Annotated in this window: 18 protein-coding genes; 16 read left to right on the forward strand and 2 right to left on the reverse strand. The window is 41.2% G+C overall.

Features of this window, described 5'->3' with window-relative positions:
- Positions 1–42: 42 nt before the first annotated feature.
- The 15 genes from ACFSR6_RS20715 (at position 43) to ACFSR6_RS20785 (ending at position 13,801) form a co-directional block, all read left to right on the forward strand.
- A complete protein-coding gene (locus ACFSR6_RS20715; protein ID WP_379082516.1) occupies positions 43–1,788 on the forward strand; it encodes an Ig-like domain-containing protein in 1,746 nt (581 codons plus the stop codon).
- Positions 1,789–1,800: 12 nt separating this feature from the next.
- On the forward strand, positions 1,801–2,790 hold the full coding sequence (locus tag ACFSR6_RS20720; protein WP_379082519.1) for a hypothetical protein: 990 nt from the start codon (positions 1,801–1,803) through the stop codon (positions 2,788–2,790).
- A gap of 54 nt (positions 2,791–2,844) precedes the next feature.
- A complete protein-coding gene (locus ACFSR6_RS20725; protein ID WP_379082522.1) occupies positions 2,845–3,162 on the forward strand; it encodes a DUF6804 family protein in 318 nt (105 codons plus the stop codon).
- Positions 3,163–3,182: 20 nt separating this feature from the next.
- Complete coding sequence (locus ACFSR6_RS20730; RefSeq protein WP_379082525.1) at positions 3,183–3,392, forward strand: hypothetical protein; 210 nt, start codon at positions 3,183–3,185, stop codon at positions 3,390–3,392.
- Complete coding sequence (locus ACFSR6_RS20735) at positions 3,374–3,898, forward strand: thermonuclease family protein (protein ID WP_379082528.1); 525 nt, start codon at positions 3,374–3,376, stop codon at positions 3,896–3,898. Before ACFSR6_RS20730 ends, ACFSR6_RS20735 begins: the two co-directional genes overlap by 19 nt.
- Before the next feature lie 92 nt (positions 3,899–3,990).
- Positions 3,991–4,374 (forward strand): hypothetical protein, encoded by a 384-nt coding sequence (locus tag ACFSR6_RS20740; RefSeq protein ID WP_379082531.1) that lies wholly within the window; start codon positions 3,991–3,993, stop codon positions 4,372–4,374.
- Positions 4,375–4,588: 214 nt separating this feature from the next.
- On the forward strand, positions 4,589–5,371 hold the full coding sequence (locus ACFSR6_RS20745; protein ID WP_379082533.1) for an MbnP family protein: 783 nt from the start codon (positions 4,589–4,591) through the stop codon (positions 5,369–5,371).
- A gap of 5 nt (positions 5,372–5,376) precedes the next feature.
- Complete coding sequence (locus ACFSR6_RS20750) at positions 5,377–6,477, forward strand: cytochrome-c peroxidase (RefSeq protein WP_379082535.1); 1,101 nt, start codon at positions 5,377–5,379, stop codon at positions 6,475–6,477.
- Positions 6,474–7,319 carry an MbnP family protein gene (locus tag ACFSR6_RS20755; RefSeq protein ID WP_379082537.1) on the forward strand — a complete coding sequence of 282 codons (846 nt, stop codon included), beginning with the start codon at positions 6,474–6,476 and terminating at the stop codon, positions 7,317–7,319. The genes ACFSR6_RS20750 and ACFSR6_RS20755 overlap by 4 nt, the downstream gene beginning before the upstream one ends.
- Before the next feature lie 5 nt (positions 7,320–7,324).
- Positions 7,325–8,371 (forward strand): cytochrome-c peroxidase, encoded by a 1,047-nt coding sequence (locus ACFSR6_RS20760; RefSeq protein WP_379082540.1) that lies wholly within the window; start codon positions 7,325–7,327, stop codon positions 8,369–8,371.
- A gap of 8 nt (positions 8,372–8,379) precedes the next feature.
- On the forward strand, positions 8,380–9,306 hold the full coding sequence (locus tag ACFSR6_RS20765; RefSeq protein ID WP_379082542.1) for a transporter: 927 nt from the start codon (positions 8,380–8,382) through the stop codon (positions 9,304–9,306).
- A 32-nt stretch (positions 9,307–9,338) separates the two neighbouring features.
- Entirely contained in the window at positions 9,339–9,842 is a 504-nt protein-coding gene (locus ACFSR6_RS20770; protein WP_379082544.1) for a hypothetical protein, read from the forward strand.
- A 16-nt stretch (positions 9,843–9,858) separates the two neighbouring features.
- Positions 9,859–10,497, forward strand: coding sequence for an SCO family protein (locus ACFSR6_RS20775; protein WP_379082547.1), 639 nt, complete (start codon positions 9,859–9,861; stop codon positions 10,495–10,497).
- A gap of 10 nt (positions 10,498–10,507) precedes the next feature.
- Positions 10,508–12,694, forward strand: a complete 2,187-nt coding sequence (locus ACFSR6_RS20780) for a TonB-dependent siderophore receptor (RefSeq protein ID WP_379082549.1) — start codon at positions 10,508–10,510, stop codon at positions 12,692–12,694.
- A gap of 9 nt (positions 12,695–12,703) precedes the next feature.
- On the forward strand, positions 12,704–13,801 hold the full coding sequence (locus tag ACFSR6_RS20785) for a PepSY-associated TM helix domain-containing protein (RefSeq protein ID WP_379082551.1): 1,098 nt from the start codon (positions 12,704–12,706) through the stop codon (positions 13,799–13,801).
- A gap of 26 nt (positions 13,802–13,827) precedes the next feature.
- Here the strand turns inward: ACFSR6_RS20785 and ACFSR6_RS20790 are convergent, their stop codons facing one another.
- Positions 13,828–14,574: a LytR/AlgR family response regulator transcription factor gene (locus ACFSR6_RS20790; protein ID WP_379082553.1), complete on the reverse strand. Its 747-nt coding sequence runs from the start codon at positions 14,572–14,574 to the stop codon at positions 13,828–13,830.
- Between the two features lie 9 nt (positions 14,575–14,583).
- Positions 14,584–16,500 (reverse strand): tetratricopeptide repeat-containing sensor histidine kinase, encoded by a 1,917-nt coding sequence (locus tag ACFSR6_RS20795; RefSeq protein ID WP_379082556.1) that lies wholly within the window; start codon positions 16,498–16,500, stop codon positions 14,584–14,586.
- A 663-nt stretch (positions 16,501–17,163) separates the two neighbouring features.
- Here ACFSR6_RS20795 and ACFSR6_RS20800 point away from each other — a divergent pair.
- The gene (locus ACFSR6_RS20800; RefSeq protein WP_183766791.1) at positions 17,164–17,361 is read left to right on the forward strand and encodes a hypothetical protein; all 198 of its coding nucleotides are present in this window, start codon (positions 17,164–17,166) and stop codon (positions 17,359–17,361) included.
- The last annotated feature ends 34 nt before the right edge of the window (positions 17,362–17,395 follow it).

A 17,395-nucleotide genomic window follows, 5' to 3' on the forward strand; every position in this document is an offset into this window, starting at 1 on the left:
AACACTATAATTTTTACCTCCTAAATTTTTCCGTCTTAACTTATGTTAAAATATATTTTTATGGCTCTGGTTTGTCTCATATTTAGCAAACCATTAATGTCACAATCAAAGTGGCAACCAAAGGGCATTCTCCATTCCGATAAAAACATTACGGTTGAAATCGAATATTTAATCTCTCCAAACTCATATAACAATGGAGACAATCAATCTTATTATAGGTATAAAGTCACTAGGATTGGCAAGAAAAGAAACTATTATATTAACTGGCGGTTCGATTTCTTTAACTGTAACAATGAATTAAAAACACAGTTAAACAGTTTATTGATTAACAACAGTACAAAGCCGGGTATCTTTACACCGCCAAACAATGCTTTTTCTGCAAAAAAGATGGCTAACTATTCTAACGATGTAAGGATATCTAAAAGTCTACCCGAGATAGGATCATATAAGCCAAGTTCACAATTATCGATGGAGCCAATTGCAATAAGTGGTAACACAGAACTTAACTCGGGAGAATCTACTACTCTCACATTAGAAGGAGGAAATCTCGCACAGGGTGACAGCTGGAGGTGGTATTATGGCAATTGTGGGAGCAAATTAATTGGTACCGGAACAAAGTTAACCATCACCCCAGACCATAGCTTTAATCTTTTTGTACGTGCTGAAGGCAAGAATGTTACTAATTGTATTTCGACAAAAATTAATGTTAACCAGAAAAGTATTGCTCCCAAGGCCATTTATGGTAGGTCTCAAATTTGTGAAGGAGAACAAAACGTTACACTAAATATTAACGGAGGTAAATTAGTTGGGGCAGCCAAATGGATCTGGTATGCAAACAATTGCGACGGAGAAAAAATCGGAGAGGGAGAAGCTATTAATGTATCTCCTATAAAAACAACTACTTATTTTGTGCGGGCAGAAGATGGTGTTGATAAAACTTCATGCCAATCTTTTCAGATTAATGTAACCAATAAATCAATTATACCTATTGCAATAGACGGGATCGCAAACATAGAATATGGTAGTGAAACTACTTTAATAGTCCATGGTGGCTATTTGGCAACAGAGGCTAAATGGGTATGGTATAAAGGCAGCGGCATCAACAGGAGGATGATTGGAACTGGGCAGAGCATTAATACAGGTCGAATATATTCAGGTGATGTTTTTTCGGTAAGGGCAGAGGGTAATTGTAACAACACTGAGTTTTTGAGTAAAAATGTTATCGTTAAGGGCACTTCTACTCAAACCCACCCAAATGATACAAAAACTAATCAAGCGCGTTTTTTTATTAATGGAGGTATTGTTTTTAATAATGTTTCAACAGTTGGTAAAAGCAACAACTTTAATGTTACAATAGGAAGAGGTAAAAAATTCGGCTGGTTTGCGAAAGCAAAATTCAGCAGTAAATCTACCAATGCTCCATTCAAAACAAATAATACTTCTTTAACTGCTTATAATGTTCCGGGTTATTATAGTTATAACGGAAATATAGTTAGCGAAAGAACTGCCTATACTATTGGTTTATTCTTAGGCAAGAATATCATTTCTGGCTACTTGGGTGGTGGCTATGGTAAAAGAAGATTTTTGTGGGGAATTAATCAGTATCAATATCACAGCTCATTCCCTTTGTCTAGCAGTTATGCAGAAAATATTAACAATAGTTTTAAAGGAGCTGAAATTGAAGGCGGAATAATGTTAAGATTCGCGTTTCTAAACCTAATAGGGGGAGTTAGCTCCATACAGTTTAAATACACCGATTTTAATATCGGAATCGGATTTAATTTTTAGAAATTTTAAAAGATGAATTTACACAAAAAAATAACCTCAATATTATTTATGGTTATCGGATTAACTATAAGTTGCACAAAAGATCCTGCCTTGCCATTAAATACCAATACTAAAATAGAAATAAGTAAACCTAACTTATCTGCGATTACCCAGATCGGCGCTACGGCAACAGCGAAAGCTGAAGGGGGAATAAACGGAGATATTGTTGATAAGGGAATATGTTGGTCTACAGCTACAAATCCTATTTTAAACAGTGCACAACAAAAAAGCGGAGGCTCAGGTGAAGGATCATTTTCTGTCAATTTATCAAATTTGATACCTGGAACAAATTACTTTGTACGTGCTTATTCTCAAAGCAAAAATGAGGTTATCTACAGCGAACAAGTACAGCTTAAAACAATTGATTATCAACTGGCTAGCGTAACAACAAGCAGTGTAACTAATATTACTTTAACCAGTGCATCGGCCATTGGTACAGTTAATGCAACAGGAGGTGGTACCGTAACAACAAAAGGATTTTGCTGGAATACAAGTCCAACACCAACAATTTCGGACAGCCGGATTAATGTCGCAGGCGGTTTAGGAGCTTTCACTGCTGATATACCCAACTTAAACCCCGGAATAACTTATTACCTCCGTACTTTCGCTACAAATCAAGCCGGTACAGCATACGGTAACCAAATCAGTTTTACCACTGTAAGTATAAAACTAGCAACAGTAGGTTCAATAAACATAACATCTATAACAAAGAACGGGGCTTTTGCAACTGGAAGCGTAACGGCTGATGGTGGAGGAGCAATTAGCTCCAAAGGAATATGTTATAGCACTAACGTAAATCCTACGATAATTAGTAGTATGTACAATAATAATGGTACTGGAACGGGTACTGTTTCTTATTCAATCTCAGGATTACAAACTGCGACGACCTATTATGTTAGAGCTTATGCCATAAATTCTGCAGGAGTTTCTTACGGCGCTCAAACTAGTTTTAAAACATTATAAATAAAAGATAACTGAATGTAATTCATAAACACTAAAATTCTAATCATTTAATTAATGGAAGCATTAATAAAAATTTTATTAGCAACCTTATTCCTTATCTGCCTCGCTAACATGCCTTATGGTTACTATCAATTGATTAGGTCTTTAGCAATGGTGGGTTTTGGGCTCTTGGCTTATCGCGCAAATCAAAAAGATAATCCAATCATCATGATCACCTACATATCATTGGCTATTCTATTTCAACCCATATTTAAAATCGCATTAGGACGCTTCTTATGGAATGTGGTTGATGTTATTGTAGCTTTAGGATTAATCATTTCAATATACACAGAACCTAAAATAAATGCTGATAGAAAAAATCACCTTAATTAATCATAATATTTATTAAAGCAATGAAAACACTCTCATTAATCCTCTTTTTCCTGGCGAATATTACCTGCAAAGACAGCACAACCGTATACATCTGCAATAGTCCTGGTGCAAAAAAATACCATAACAGTCCAAAATGCCGCGGTTTAAGCAATTGTACTTACAGGATTATTTCAATTGATATAGAAAAAGCTAAAAAGGACGGCAAAACACTATGCGGCTGGGAAAAGTAAGCCTGCTCCTGTTATTGCTCACGCTTCAGTCCTGCTTCATCCGGCCTGCAGACCATAAAGACATCAACGACAGTAATCTTGTTTTTACCGCCAAGGTCATACGCATTTTAGATGGAGATACCATGGAGGTCCTGTACCGGCACCAGCCCATTAAAATCCGTTTGGCACATATCGATTGCCCAGAGAAACGCAGATCGCAACCGTATGGCAATAATGCTAAAAAAGCCTTGTCCGATTTATGTTTTGGGCAAATGGTTAATATACGAGGCCAAAAATACGACCGCTATAGAAGGTTAATAGCTGTAGTGGTTAACCATAACAAACAGGTGGTTAACCAGGAAATGATAAAACGGGGCATGGCCTGGCATTTTAAAAAATATTCCAGCGATCCGCTATATGCGCAGCTGGAAATCACAGCAAGGAAAAACAAAATAGGGTTATGGCAAGAAGCTGGTGCGGTAGCACCATGGGAATGGAGAGAAACAAAGCATCATTTTACAAAATAACCTGATAAAACTACTTTTCGGAAAGGACTTTTACGGTAATTTATTCGTTTTCTTTGATTTTTGGAGTAGTTAATCCTTATCTTTGCAGCGAAATGTTGAACAGGTTTGTTGCCATATCTTTATTGTTTGCACTGATCGGATCTAATTTTTCGCGTTTTTTCATCTATGCCGGTTTCGAGGTAAACCAAAAATACATTTCAGAAAAACTATGCGAAAACAAGAACCGCCCGTGGATGCATTGTAATGGCAAGTGTTTTCTGATGAAAAAACTAAAGCAGGCCGAAGAAAAGGAGAAAAAACAGGAAAGGGAAAACCAGCGCAGCCATTACATGGAAGCCTTGCCAACAGTTGCCTCATCCTTCACCTTTAAGCGGCCAACCGTTAAGACGATCTATCCAGAACGTCCGGTGCTTAATACCACACACCGTGCCTTCTCTATTTTTCAACCACCAAAAGCCTTAAACCTACAGGCTTAAATTCAATTGCTTCATTTTTTGCCATCTGCGCCAGGGATTTTCTGTGTGCTGGCATTTCTGTATCATACTAATCCATCATTGCCATTGGTTTGGCAGGTGCTGGCGTTTAGGCCTGTATTTTATTTCCCCTGGGGAGGCCCTCCTCAAAATCCAAATTACAACCATTAAACATCATGGCATGCAATCAGTGTGCCCCAGTGAATTATATTAAAAAATGAAAAAATTTTTAACGATCATATTGTTATCTACGCTGTTATTTGCTTCATGTTCAAAAGACGCCCAATTGGCCATTGTTAACGAAACCGAAGGCAAGGCGACCCTCACTTTTGATGCCCTTGTTGGGACATCAGATTTTGCACTTGATAAAGATTTTACGGTAGGAACCAAAACCTGGAACTTTACCCAGCTAAGATATTGGGTAAGTAATGTGGTGCTGATTAAGGCAAGCGGCGAAGAGTATGCTGTGCCCAACAGTTATTACCTGATTGAAGAAAATAAAGCTACTGAAACAAACAGTGCCTATATCTATCCTGCTAACAAAAGGGAAAGCATTGAACTTGCAGGTATCCCGGCAGGAGATTATAAAGCGATCCGTTTTTCTGTAGGCGTGCCGGAGAAATATAACAATAACCTTAGCCTCCAGGCGGGGGAGCTTTCGCAGCTTAACGGAATGACCAATGTTTCATGGATGTGGGCAACCAGCTACATCTTCTCTTCGCTTAAAGGAAAAGTAACAGAAGCGGCAACCACCAAAACCATTGTTGTAGAAACCGGCCTGAATACCAACTTTAAAACAGTTACCCTTAATCTGCCATCTGCTTTGCATATCGGTTCGGCCAAATCGACCGCGATTTTGTTAAATGCAGATGTGACCAGGATTACCGATGGCATTGATATCATGAGCACACCTGTTGTGGGTGCGGCTCAGGCTACGGTTATGGCTGCAGTGGCTGCAAATTATTCAGGCAAGGTATTTACCGTTAAATCTGCTCAATAATACCTATGGCAGGTCTTAAGTCTTTTCATGACTTTGCCGCAATGGCGGCATTTTCCGCCATATTCTTTACTTCATCCTGTAAAAAGGATGTGGTAAAGGATATGGATGGGGAAACCTTGCCCCAAAAAATAAGACTCGATATCCCTTCGAATTTCCCCAAAGCGACAGATGATCCCGATAACCCGCTTACCGAACAGGGCGTTGCACTCGGAAGACTGCTTTTTTACGATACGAGGCTTTCAGGAAGCAACAAGCTGTCGTGCGCATCCTGCCATCGTCAGGAACTTGCTTTCAGCGATGGGGTTGCACGGAGCAATATTGGCGAATCCGGACAGCCGTTGCCCCGCCATGCACCTGCACTGATTAATCTGGCCTGGGCAAAAAGTGGTCTTTTTTGGGATGGTGGATCTACCAACCTGGAATCGCAAGCCTTCGGACCGCTCACCAGTGCAGATGAGATGCACCAAAACCTTTCTGAACTGGAAGATGAGCTCAAGGCGGTTCCCGATTATGTGAAACGTTTTAAGGATGCATTTGGCACCGGCGTAAAATCGGCCAGTATCGTAAAGGCTCTCGCCCAGTTTGAACGCACGCTCATCTCCGCAAATTCCAGGTATGATAAATACATCAGGAAAGAAAACGGTGCGGCGCTAACTGATGCGGAAATCAGGGGGATGGCACTGGTTAATACCAAATGCCGTAGTTGCCATTCGGGCGAACTTTTTACCGATAACGGTTATCATAATAACGGGATCGATTCGGATTTTAGCAATGCTTCGCTCGATGGCCTTTTCCAGGGAAGATCAAGAATTACCTACAATCTCCTTGATCTTGGAAAGTTTAAAACACCAACACTCAGAAACGTTTCCCTTACAGCGCCTTATATGCACGATGGAAGAATAAAAACCCTAAAAGATGTACTCGAGCATTATAACAAGGGTATACAGGTTTCGCCCACTACAGATGTACTGCTTTTCCAAAACAACGGCGAGGCAGGTATTCCACTATCGCTACAGGACAAAAGCGATATCATAGCCTTTTTAAATACACTAACGGATGAGCAATTCATCCGCAATACAAAATTTAACAAACCCAATTTGCCATGATAAGATTCAAATACACCATTACGCTTCTCTTAAGCTCAGCAGTATTGCTGATCTGCTCATGCAAAAAAAGTGAAGATGTAACACCAGACTTCAATGAAAGCAACCTCGCACCTTTTTCGGTAGAGTTTGATAACATTATTGGCGACCGCACACTCACCTTTAACAATACTGCTACACCTTACACCAACGCAGCGGGAGAAAAATTTACCGTATCAATGCTGCAATATTTTATCAGCAACATCAAGGTGGCTACCGCAGACGGAAAGGAATATACTGTAAAACAGGACAGTAGCTATTTTTTAATCAAATCGTCTGATAAAGCTACCCGTTTTGCAAAGGTACGTGTGCCCGAGGGCGATTATACCAGGCTTACATTTACCTTAGGGGTAGACAGCCTGCGCAGTACCATGGGGATTGACAAGCGCACCGGCGTGCTGGATCCTTCTGCCGACCATGATACAGGCGGCATGTACTGGGGATGGAATTCCGGGTATATATTTTTCCGCTTCGAGGGCAATTCAAATGTAATTTCAGATGATGTAAACGGTGATCCGACCGGCAAGAAACAGTTTAAGTACCACATCGGTGGCTTTGGTGGGTATAGTGCTCCAACGATCAACAACATCAAAATCATCAACATTGATCTGACTACTGCCGGTATTGCCAAAGTGAGAAAGGACAGACAGAGCAATGTTCACCTTTTTGTAGATGCCATGAAGGTATTTAACGGCCCTAACAGCTTTAGTATTGCAGCCCATCCAAATGTCATGTTCAGCGATTACAGCGTAAGCGTTGCAAAAAACCTGACCGCTATGTTCAAGCACGACCACACCGAAAACTAAGCGACATGAACAAAAAGCATTTAATCATTATTTTTTCGCTTTGTGTTTTCGTCTACGCCTGCAAGAAGAGCGATGTGGTCCAAACGCAGATCGAAACTTTCCTCGGCTTTCAGAAACCGGCAAATTTTCCGGAACCAGTTTACAACCTCGCAGCAAACCCGGTAACCAAAGCCGGTTTTGAACTGGGCCGCAGCCTGTTCTATGAAGCGCAACTGTCTAGAAACAATACGATAAGCTGTGGCTCCTGCCACATCCAGTCTTCTGCTTTTACACAGCACGGGCATGACGTGAGCCATGGCATAGATGACCGTTTGGGTACCCGGAACTCTCCTCCAATTATGAACCTGGCCTGGAATAAAGCCTTTATGTGGAGCGGAGGTGTTTTTGATCTCGACCTGCAACCCATTGTGCCCATTACCACACACGAAGAAATGGACGAACGTGTTGATAATGTGCTGGCAAAACTGAGGCTTTTGCCAAAATATACGGCAATGTTCAAGAATGCCTTCGGCACGGAGGAAATCACTACTGCAAGGATGATGAAAGCATTATCGCAGTTCATGGTGATGTGCATCAGCAGCAATTCCAAATACGACAAGGTAACCAGAAAGGAAGCAGGTGCATCATTCACCGCGCAGGAACAGGAAGGCTATACACTATTTAAAGAGAAATGTGCTTCCTGCCACAGTGAGCCTTTATTTACCGACGGGTCTTTCCATAATAACGGGCTTTCTTTGAGTCCGGTAAACGACCTGGGGCTGTACACCGCCACACTGATCGCAAGCGATCGGTACAAGTTCAAGGTTCCTTCTTTAAGAAACCTGAAATATACCGCACCTTACATGCACGATGGCAGGTTTTTGACCCTTGATGGTGTATTGGAACATTATAATTCGCAAGTACAGGATTTGCCAAACCTTGATCCAGCTCTAAAAAACGGGGCCAGGCTGGGCATTTCCCTAAGCGATGCAGACAAGACCAAATTACTGGCATTCTTATCGACACTGAACGATGAGACTTTTATAAACAATCCGGCCTTGGCCGAACAATAACAGTTAGCATGAGTATAAAAAAAATAATAACAGTTTTTTTTCTGATGGTGCTTACACTTCCATCACTGGCCTGCGATATCTGCGGTTGTGGGGTAGGCAGCTACTACATCGGGATCCTGCCAGAATATAACAAACGGTTTCTCGGACTGCGTTATCAATACAAATCACTCCAGACCCACCTTGGCCCACAGGGGGAGCGGACACCTTTGACTGCCGATGAGACCTACCAAAGTGCAGAGCTTTGGGGCGGATGGAATTTTGGAAAGAAGTTCCGCGTTTTGGCCTTTGTACCTTATAATTTCAACGAGCGTAACAGCCAGGAAGCAAGTGGCAAAAAGAACGGACTTGGCGATATTGCAGTGATGGGTTACTATAACCTGATCAATCACAGCGGAACTCTTGGCAAAAAACTGCTTGTACAATCCCTTTGGGTAGGGGCAGGAATCAAAGTTCCTACCGGAAAATACGAGCCCACTGAGCGCCTGGTTGTTCAGGAATCTCCAAACAATTTTCAGCTGGGCACAGCAAGTACTGATTTTACGGTTAATGCAGCCTACGATATCCGCTACAATGACCTTGGACTAAACCTGAACGCCAATTATAAACTAAATACGGAAAACAGGTATGCCTACCGTTATGGCAATAAGTTTACGGCAAATGCACTCGTCTATTATAAGTTTCGGGTAGCCAATACCCTAACATTGGCTCCAAACGCCGGGATACTATATGAGACTGCAGAAAAAGATGTTGAAAACAAAAAATATGCAGTGGATGTATCTGGTGGCTATTCGTTCTCTGCAGTTGCAGGCGTAGAGCTTACAATGAAGCGGTTATCTGTAGGGGCCAACTACCAGAACGTCAGGTCGCAGGATCTTGCAGGCGGAAGGGTATATGCCGGAAACCGCCTGATGGTACACATGAGTATTCCATTTTAAATGATAAAATAATTGAAACAAAATTTAATGATATGAGAAAACTAATCGAAAAATGCACCGGAGCGGCCGCCATGTTGGCGCTATGTGCAGTAATGGCTATTGGATGCAAAAATGAACCAGACTATAAGGTATTCCGACAGGAAGTTATGGACCTTCACGATAAGGTTATGGAAGATGGAGAAAAGGCGGTAAAGAACAGGATGGTCCTGGATACCCTTTCCAAGGTAAAATTAAAGGAATTAAAGACGGGCAGACCAGACCTTGATACTGCTGAAGAAAAAAACAAAATCAATTTATTGATCGCCAAGCTAACCAAGGCAGATGATAATATGATGGATTGGATGCATGCTTTCCAGCCAGATATTGAGGGGAAGAGCAATGCAGAGGCTATAAAGTATTTCCAGAACGAAATGACCAAGATCAAAAAGCTTGATGGCGAATACAAACAGGCCCTTGAAGAATCAGATGCTTACCTGGAAAAGTTTAACCTGAAACCGGCTTCGCCCGTTGCAGAACACGACCACAGCAAACATTAATTTAAAAAGAACAGCGATGAAAGAAAGCTTAAAGCCGGTTCTGATACTTGCCCTGGCAATCATGATCCTATCATGCAGGGAGACCGAACGAAGATTGCCCCTGATCCCCGATGGGGTAAAGCAAACCATGGTTAACGGGAAACCCGTAATTGATACTGTTTACAAAACCATATCTGATTTTAGCTTTTTAAACCAGGACAGCGTGATCATAACCAACAAGGACTTTGATGGCAAGATCTATGTGGCCGATTTCTTTTTTACTTCCTGCCCAACCATCTGTCCCATTATGCACCGTAACCTTTTAAAGGTTTATGAGAAATATAAGGGCAATCAGGATGTAATGCTCCTATCGCATACCATTGATTACAGGTATGATATTCCTTCGAGGCTTAAGGCCTACCGTTCAAAGCTTGGTGCCGATGGCAAACAATGGCAGTTTGTGTGGGGAGCAAAAGACATCGTTTACAGAATGGCAGAAAAGGATTACCTGGTTTCGGTTAACGAAGATAAGGCCTCTCCCGGAGGTTATGTTCACCAGGGCTACCTGGTACTTATTGATAAACACCGAAGGGTTAGAGGGGCCTATGACGGAACGAAGACCGATCAGGTAGATCAGTTAATGAAGGATATGGATATTCTTTTGAAAGAAAAGTAAAAAAGATGAGATGAAAAGGATCTTACTTACAGGCTTATGTTTTATTGCCTTAACATTGGGTGTTAGTGCCCAGCAAAAAACAAGGGTAAAAAAAGACACCCTGAAACCTGCATTGGATACCACCGCAAAGGTATTGCAGGAAGTCAGGATCAGTTCGCGCTATTACCGCCGTTATAACCTCAACAAGTCGTCGGCTGCGCTGAAACTCAGCACCCCCTTGCTGCAACTGCCGCAGAACATCCAGGAGATTGACCAGAGCCTCATTGCCGATCAACAGGCCCTAACCATCAATGAAAGCGTAACCCGTAATGTGAGCGGGGCGCTGCGCAATAACAATGCAGACCTGTACAATTCTTCGGTATTTATGCGTGGGGCACAGATTACCCCGATGCGTAACGGAATGGATCTTTCTATGATCTACGCCGGTCCGAGTGCCGAGGATGCTGCCATTATTGACCGTGTGGAGTTTATTAAAGGCCCCTCCAGTTATATCAATGGGCTATTTGACCCTGCAGGTTCTTATAACGTGCTCACTAAGCAACCTACAGGTACTCCGAATCATCAGATCGGTTTTACTACGGGTAGTTTTAACCTATATCGCCTCAGTACCGATCTGGATGGTAACATCGATAAGGCCGGAAGATGGCAGTACCGTTTAAATGCTGCGGGGCAAAAGTCTAAATCTTTCCAAAAGTATAATTTCAATGATAAATTTGTGGTAGATCCGGTAATCAGGTACAATATAAATGATCATGCTTATGTTTCTGCAGAATACCTTTTCCAGGGCCAGCGTTTCCAGCAGTATTTCGCTACGGTATTTGCACCTGATGGATTTGCAAGCCTGCCTGTTGATTTTACCATAAATGATCCCAATAAGGTGCCATTTAAGTCCATAGAGCACAATGGTTTTTTAACTTATCATAACGCATTAAGTAAAAACTGGCACTTAACCTTAAATGCAGCTTATGCCAGAGACCACCTGGAAGGAACCTATTTCTTTGTTTCCAGGTACAATGCCGCCCAACCCAACCTCATTATGCGGAGGGCAACTTATGAACGCTTAAATACTGATGTAATGGCTATACAGCCCTATGTGAACGGCGAATTTTCTACAGGTACAGTTAGTCACCAATTGCTGGGCGGTATAGATATCAACCGTAAAAAGTTTATTTCCTATTCAGGAGCTGGTGACCCTACAGCCAACCAGACCCTTTATCCCCTAGATGCAAATAACCCTGTTTATGAAATTCCTTTCGATCCCAATGTTAGAACCGGCGCACTATCAGAGATCGCAACCGATCAGCAGGCCATCTCATATCAGGCGGCCTATGTGCAGGACGAACTTGGGATGTTTGAAAACAAGTTACGTTTGACACTGGCGGCCAGGCTTACCTTTAGTAAAACAGGTGTTCAGAAGAGCCCTGTAAAAACCAGCCTGGGCGAAACTAAAAATACCGCCTTTACGCCAAAATTGGGATTAAGCTATTCTCCGGTACCTGATTTTTCTGTATACACCCTTTTCGATCAGACTTTTACCCCTCAAAGTGGTGTGAATACCACCAGCGGCGAAGCATTTAAGCCCTTAAGGGGCAAAAATTTAGAAGCTGGTCTTAAAAAAGACTGGATGGAAGGAAAATGGAATACAACCGTTTCCCTTTACCGGATTATCCGCGATAATGTTAAAGTTACCGATCCCTCAACCAACATCCAGTCGCAGCTCGGCCAGACCATTTCAAAAGGAATAGAGTTTGACCTGAAGGGAGAAATTGTGAAAGGGCTAAATACCGTAATCAATTATGCCTACATCGACAGTCATATTTCAAAAGATGAAAATCCGGCCAGGGTAGGATTGGTTACTCCTTTTCGCGTTAAGCATATCCAGAATACCTGGCTAAATTATCTTTTGCCCATTGAGCAGATAAAAGGTTTAGCAATATCAGCAGGATACCAGCTTCAAATAGGAAGGGCCGGCCGCTACGAACTTCAAAAACTCGAGCTTGCACCTATATTCAGGTTAGATGGAGGCGTAACCTGGTCGTATGGCCATTTCAGTGTAAATGGAATCATAAACAATATCTTAAACAGATTCAATTACGGAAGCGCATGGATTACGCCATCGTCAGCCACAATTGGCACCTATGCCTACGTTCCATACGCCCCAAGGGAGTTCAGGTTAAATGTCGGCTATAAATTTTAACCTGGGTAAATGATGGATTGGAAAAAACGCATAACAAAGCTATCCTTTAAACTCCATGGCTGGCTTGGCCTAGCAGCGGGAATATTCTTTCTCCTGTACGGGCTGAGTGGTTCGATGCTCGTTTTCAGGCATGAGCTTGATCGTTATTTCAATCCTGAACTGCACTGCATTGTTCCCCACGGGAAAAAGATTTCTGCCGATGAGCTTTACCGGATCGTGCTACATACCCATCCAAACCTTAAAAAACTGGTTCTGCACGATTTTCCAAGAAACAAGTACGACAGTTATGAGTTTATGCTTTACAAAAGGCAGCAAAAACTTACAGACAACTATCTTTACTATGTTTTTGTAAATCCTTATTCCGGAAAGATCCTTAAGGAAGGCGGTTATAATGAATTTTCGCCTTCCTTCATTCGCTGGATCTACACCTTTCATTATAGCCTGCAACTGGGCATTCCCGGAATGCTGCTTACTGCTATTATTGGCCTGGTAATGCTGCTATCGCTGATTACCGGCACCATCATTTACCGCAAGCATTTTTGGGAAGCGCTCCGTTTTAAAGCAGGGCTTAATTTTAAGAGCCGGCGAACGGGTATTTCCTCGCTGCACCGGATTATCGGTGTGTGGGCATTGCTGTTTAACATCCTAGTGTTTTTTACCGGCTTTTGGATGTTAAGGGAATATTTCAGTCCTGCTATGTGGTCGCTTCCAAAACAGCAGGCCACTTTTGAAGTTCATGCCAATATTGATAAGTTGGTTACCCAGGCCTGCAAAACCATTCCGGGATTTGAGCCCATTGCTGTAAACATTCCTACGGTAAAGGATGCCGATATCCTGTTAAGGGGCCATATGCCGCAAACCACCAATGTGCTGCTTCAGGGTAAGGCCAGCAGCATTGCCTTTGATGCCTGCACCGGAAAAATAAAGAACCGAAAGGTGATTGATGAGCAGGACATGGAAGAACGGTTTGAATACATCGCCTACCAACTTCATACCGGAGCGTTCGGAGGAGCTCTCTTAAAGTGGATTTATGTCATCTTTGGGTTAACACCTGGTTTTCTGTCCATAAGTGGCGCATGGCTATGGTTAAAAAGAAAAAAACGATAATTAAGTCAATCTCCTAACAAGAATCCCTATGCAATATTTTCCAGGTACCTAAGCACTTCCTCCTTTTTCCTGCTGGAAACGGGTATATTTTCCTTGTTTTCCATTTGTAAATAACCTTCGCGGTAATATTTTTTAACGTATTTAAAATTAATCAAGTACGATTGATGGCACCTTAGGAAGCCAAACAGAGTGAGTAAACTTTCATATTCTTTTAATCCTTTAGAAACCAGAATCTCGCTACCGGTATTGAGGTAAAATGTGGTATAACCTTTATCACTCTTACAGTATATAATATCATCAATGGCTACAACTTCTATATATTCCAGGCTTTTTAGGGCAATCCGCTTTGCTGCGGCCATCCCCTGGGCAAGATAATGCTCCTTAGCAATAGCAAGCTGTTGTTGCCCTAAAGTTTCCTGCTCGCGATGATGGTAACATTTGTTCAAATATGCAGTTAAGGAAACCTCATCGATGGGTTTGAGTAAATAACCAAAAGCCCCCAGGTTGAGTGCTTGTATCGCATACTGATCGTATGCTGTTAAAAAAATAACCTGAAAATCAGTGACACCGATTTCATCAAACAGCTGGAAACTATCACCATCCTTTAAACGGATATCGGCCAGAATAATATCAGGTTTTAACACCAGAATTTCTTTTTTGGCCACTTTAATTTCTCCGGCAGTGCCAACTACTTCCAAATAGTCTATATTTTTAACAATTTGTAAAATGTGTTGTAAAATCCGGATTTCATCTTCTAAAATATAAAGCTTCATAACCGTTATTTAATCATTAATTATTGGGATCAGGATTTCAGCAAGCACACCTGTTGCAGTGGCTCCGCCTTTATCAATTACCTTAAACTCCGCTTTCTGTCCTTTAGCAGTAAAGAGCAAATCAATTCTTTCTTTTAAAATCACCTGGGCCAGCGATTGCTTCTTTTGATCTTCGGCTGCTTTTTTGGTCAGCCCGCTGCCATTATCATCTACTTTAATTTCCAGCAAATCATTTTTTTTCCTGAAAGATATGGTTAGCAAACCTTTGTAAGCGATATTCCGGAAACCATGTTCAATGGCATTTTCTACAAAAGGCTGTATGAGCATTGGCGGGATAAGCGTTTCGTTTTGGTCCAGCTGGTCATCAACAAGAATTTTATAATCAAAAACATCAGTATACCGCATTTGCTGTAATTGAAGATAATGGTTTAAAGAAGCTATTTCTTCTTCAATTTCGATAAAATCTTTTCTGTTTTGCTCTAGCACCCCACGCAGTAATCCCGAAAAAGACCGCAGGTAAGATACAGATTCTTCAACATGCCCTGAGGCAACCAGGCTTTGTAAATTTGCAATGGCATTAAAAATAAAATGCGGATTTAACTGTGCCTGAAGCATTTTCTGCTCTACATTTAACCGCTGGTTTTCTGATTTTAGCAGTTTATTTTTTTCTCTTAAGCGCTGCTGACGATAAAAGATATAAAAGAAAGAAACTACAGCCAGAAAAACCAGCAGCGTTAAAAAAATTGTTAAACGTTGCTGTTTAATAATTGTTTCGTTCAGCTTATTGCGGTTATTTAACTCTGCTATATTCCGGTCTTTTTTCTCTGCTTCATATTTTTCATGAATTTCGGCAACCTTAACCCCTTCAATCGCTTTATAGTTACGCAGTTCGATAGCGTAGGCAGAATCTGCAGCCTGAAGCGCATGGACAAAATCGCCCTTCATTTTATAGGCTTCGATCAGGCCGTTGTAATAAACATCCTTTTGCCTGGCTGATGTATCGTGCTTTTCGAAAGCTATACCTGCTTGGTAATACTTAATGGCAGAATCGGGCTCATGATTTTGAGAGAATGCAGTAGCCAGGTTGTTATAGGCAATACCATTCAGGTTATTGGTTTTTTTAAGGTAATTGAAATAAATTTTACTGCTGGCCAGGGCTTTGGCAGTTTGTAATTGCCGGCTGTAAATCTGTGCTTCGTTATCGTAAGTGCGGGCTATGGCCAGGCTATCGCCAACCTGCTTTGCCAAACGCCTTGCCTGGGCATTATAGTATGTCATTTTTTTAAAATCGCCCAACCGCGATGCCAACAGGAACGAAATATCAAAATAGCGTTGTTTAATTACAGGATGCGTATTAAAGGGATTGTGCTTAAAGTAAATGGCCGCATATTCAATTGATTTTTTTTCGTTATTGTTCTGAAAATAGGCCTGTGCCAGCAAATCATAAAAAGAATAGGTTAACCGGCTATGGGTCTGCTCAGCAATTTTCAAAGCCGCAAAAATCTGGCTCATTAAAGCAGACTCGACCATTGATCCGCCGACCATTTTATGGTTTAAAATACGATAGGTTTTCAATAACTCAATATCATCATTCGGGTTTGACCCCCTCATTTTCTGGAAGGCCATTAAGGCACTATCTCTTTCCTTTTGAAAAATATATTTTCTGGCATGGAAATAATGATAGTAAGGGTTTGACTCTTTATCCGGGTCTTTGCCCAACAGGCTGTCTTGCCTGTAAACTATATTTTTTATCGCCGCAGCTGATAAGGTATCGAAAGAAAGGATAAGCGGTAAATAATCCCTGAAAGCAGCTTTTTTAACAGACTGATGCTCAACCTTAGGGGCATTTTCCCTATTCCTGCAAGCCGGAATAATAAGCAAACAAATCGCAGAAAGGGTAATCAGGGTTCTTGCACAGGTGTTCATTAACGAAAGAATTGGCTTATCATACATATAACACCTCTAGTCAGGTGCGGGTTGAATTATTCCTTAAAAGTATAAATAGTAAACACTAAAAAAAACAGCCGACAAATATCTGTCGGGTTTCATTCTATATCTGTGCCGATTTAATATTTATCTGAAAATTACTGCAATAATACCAGCAAAGGCCTTTATACGGAATGCGGCTTATTTGCTGTGTTTTAGGCATTCTTCCTTAGAAAAATCTCTGTTGCTACTTAGCCCTTTTACGAATATATATGCAGAATTAACGAAAAGGTACTCAAACCTCTCGCATATCAATCGCCGCTTGTAATCCCTTCGGTTTGTGTCGATTTTTAAATTAACAAAACCCAAACGCCAGGGTAAGGTGGCGAAATTTACCTATTACACTAAAATTATTTTATTATGAAAACAAACAACAATTTGTTCGAGAAAAGGATTGATTTAAAAAGCTGTCAAATCAACGGAGGAAAATTAGCCGAATCGAATACGACAGTTCGCACAGAAACCTGTTCAGGAGGCTGTTCTGATGTTCGGTACACTGTTAAGGACGACAATAAAACAACCATTCAGGTTTGTACTGAATATAATTGCTAATAACACCAAAAACAAAAATTACAAGATTTATTAACCAATAAAATAAATACGATGAAAGGTTTATTTGAAAAACGAATTGATTTAAAGAATAGTCAAATCAATGGAGGCAAGCTTGCCTCAACCATGAGTGAGTGCTGGGTAAGAACCGGCACAACCAATTCACCTGATGGCCAGTATACCTATTACAATGACGACGGAAGTATTAGAAGTGTAAGAACAGTACAGGGACTTTCCAATTCTATTGATTAAAGCTCTTCAAATTAAAAAATGGAGGAATAACCGC

The sequence above is a fragment of the Pedobacter vanadiisoli genome, assembly GCF_042684385.1.
In the GTDB taxonomy this organism is placed as follows: Bacteria; Bacteroidota; Bacteroidia; order Sphingobacteriales; family Sphingobacteriaceae; genus Pedobacter; species Pedobacter vanadiisoli.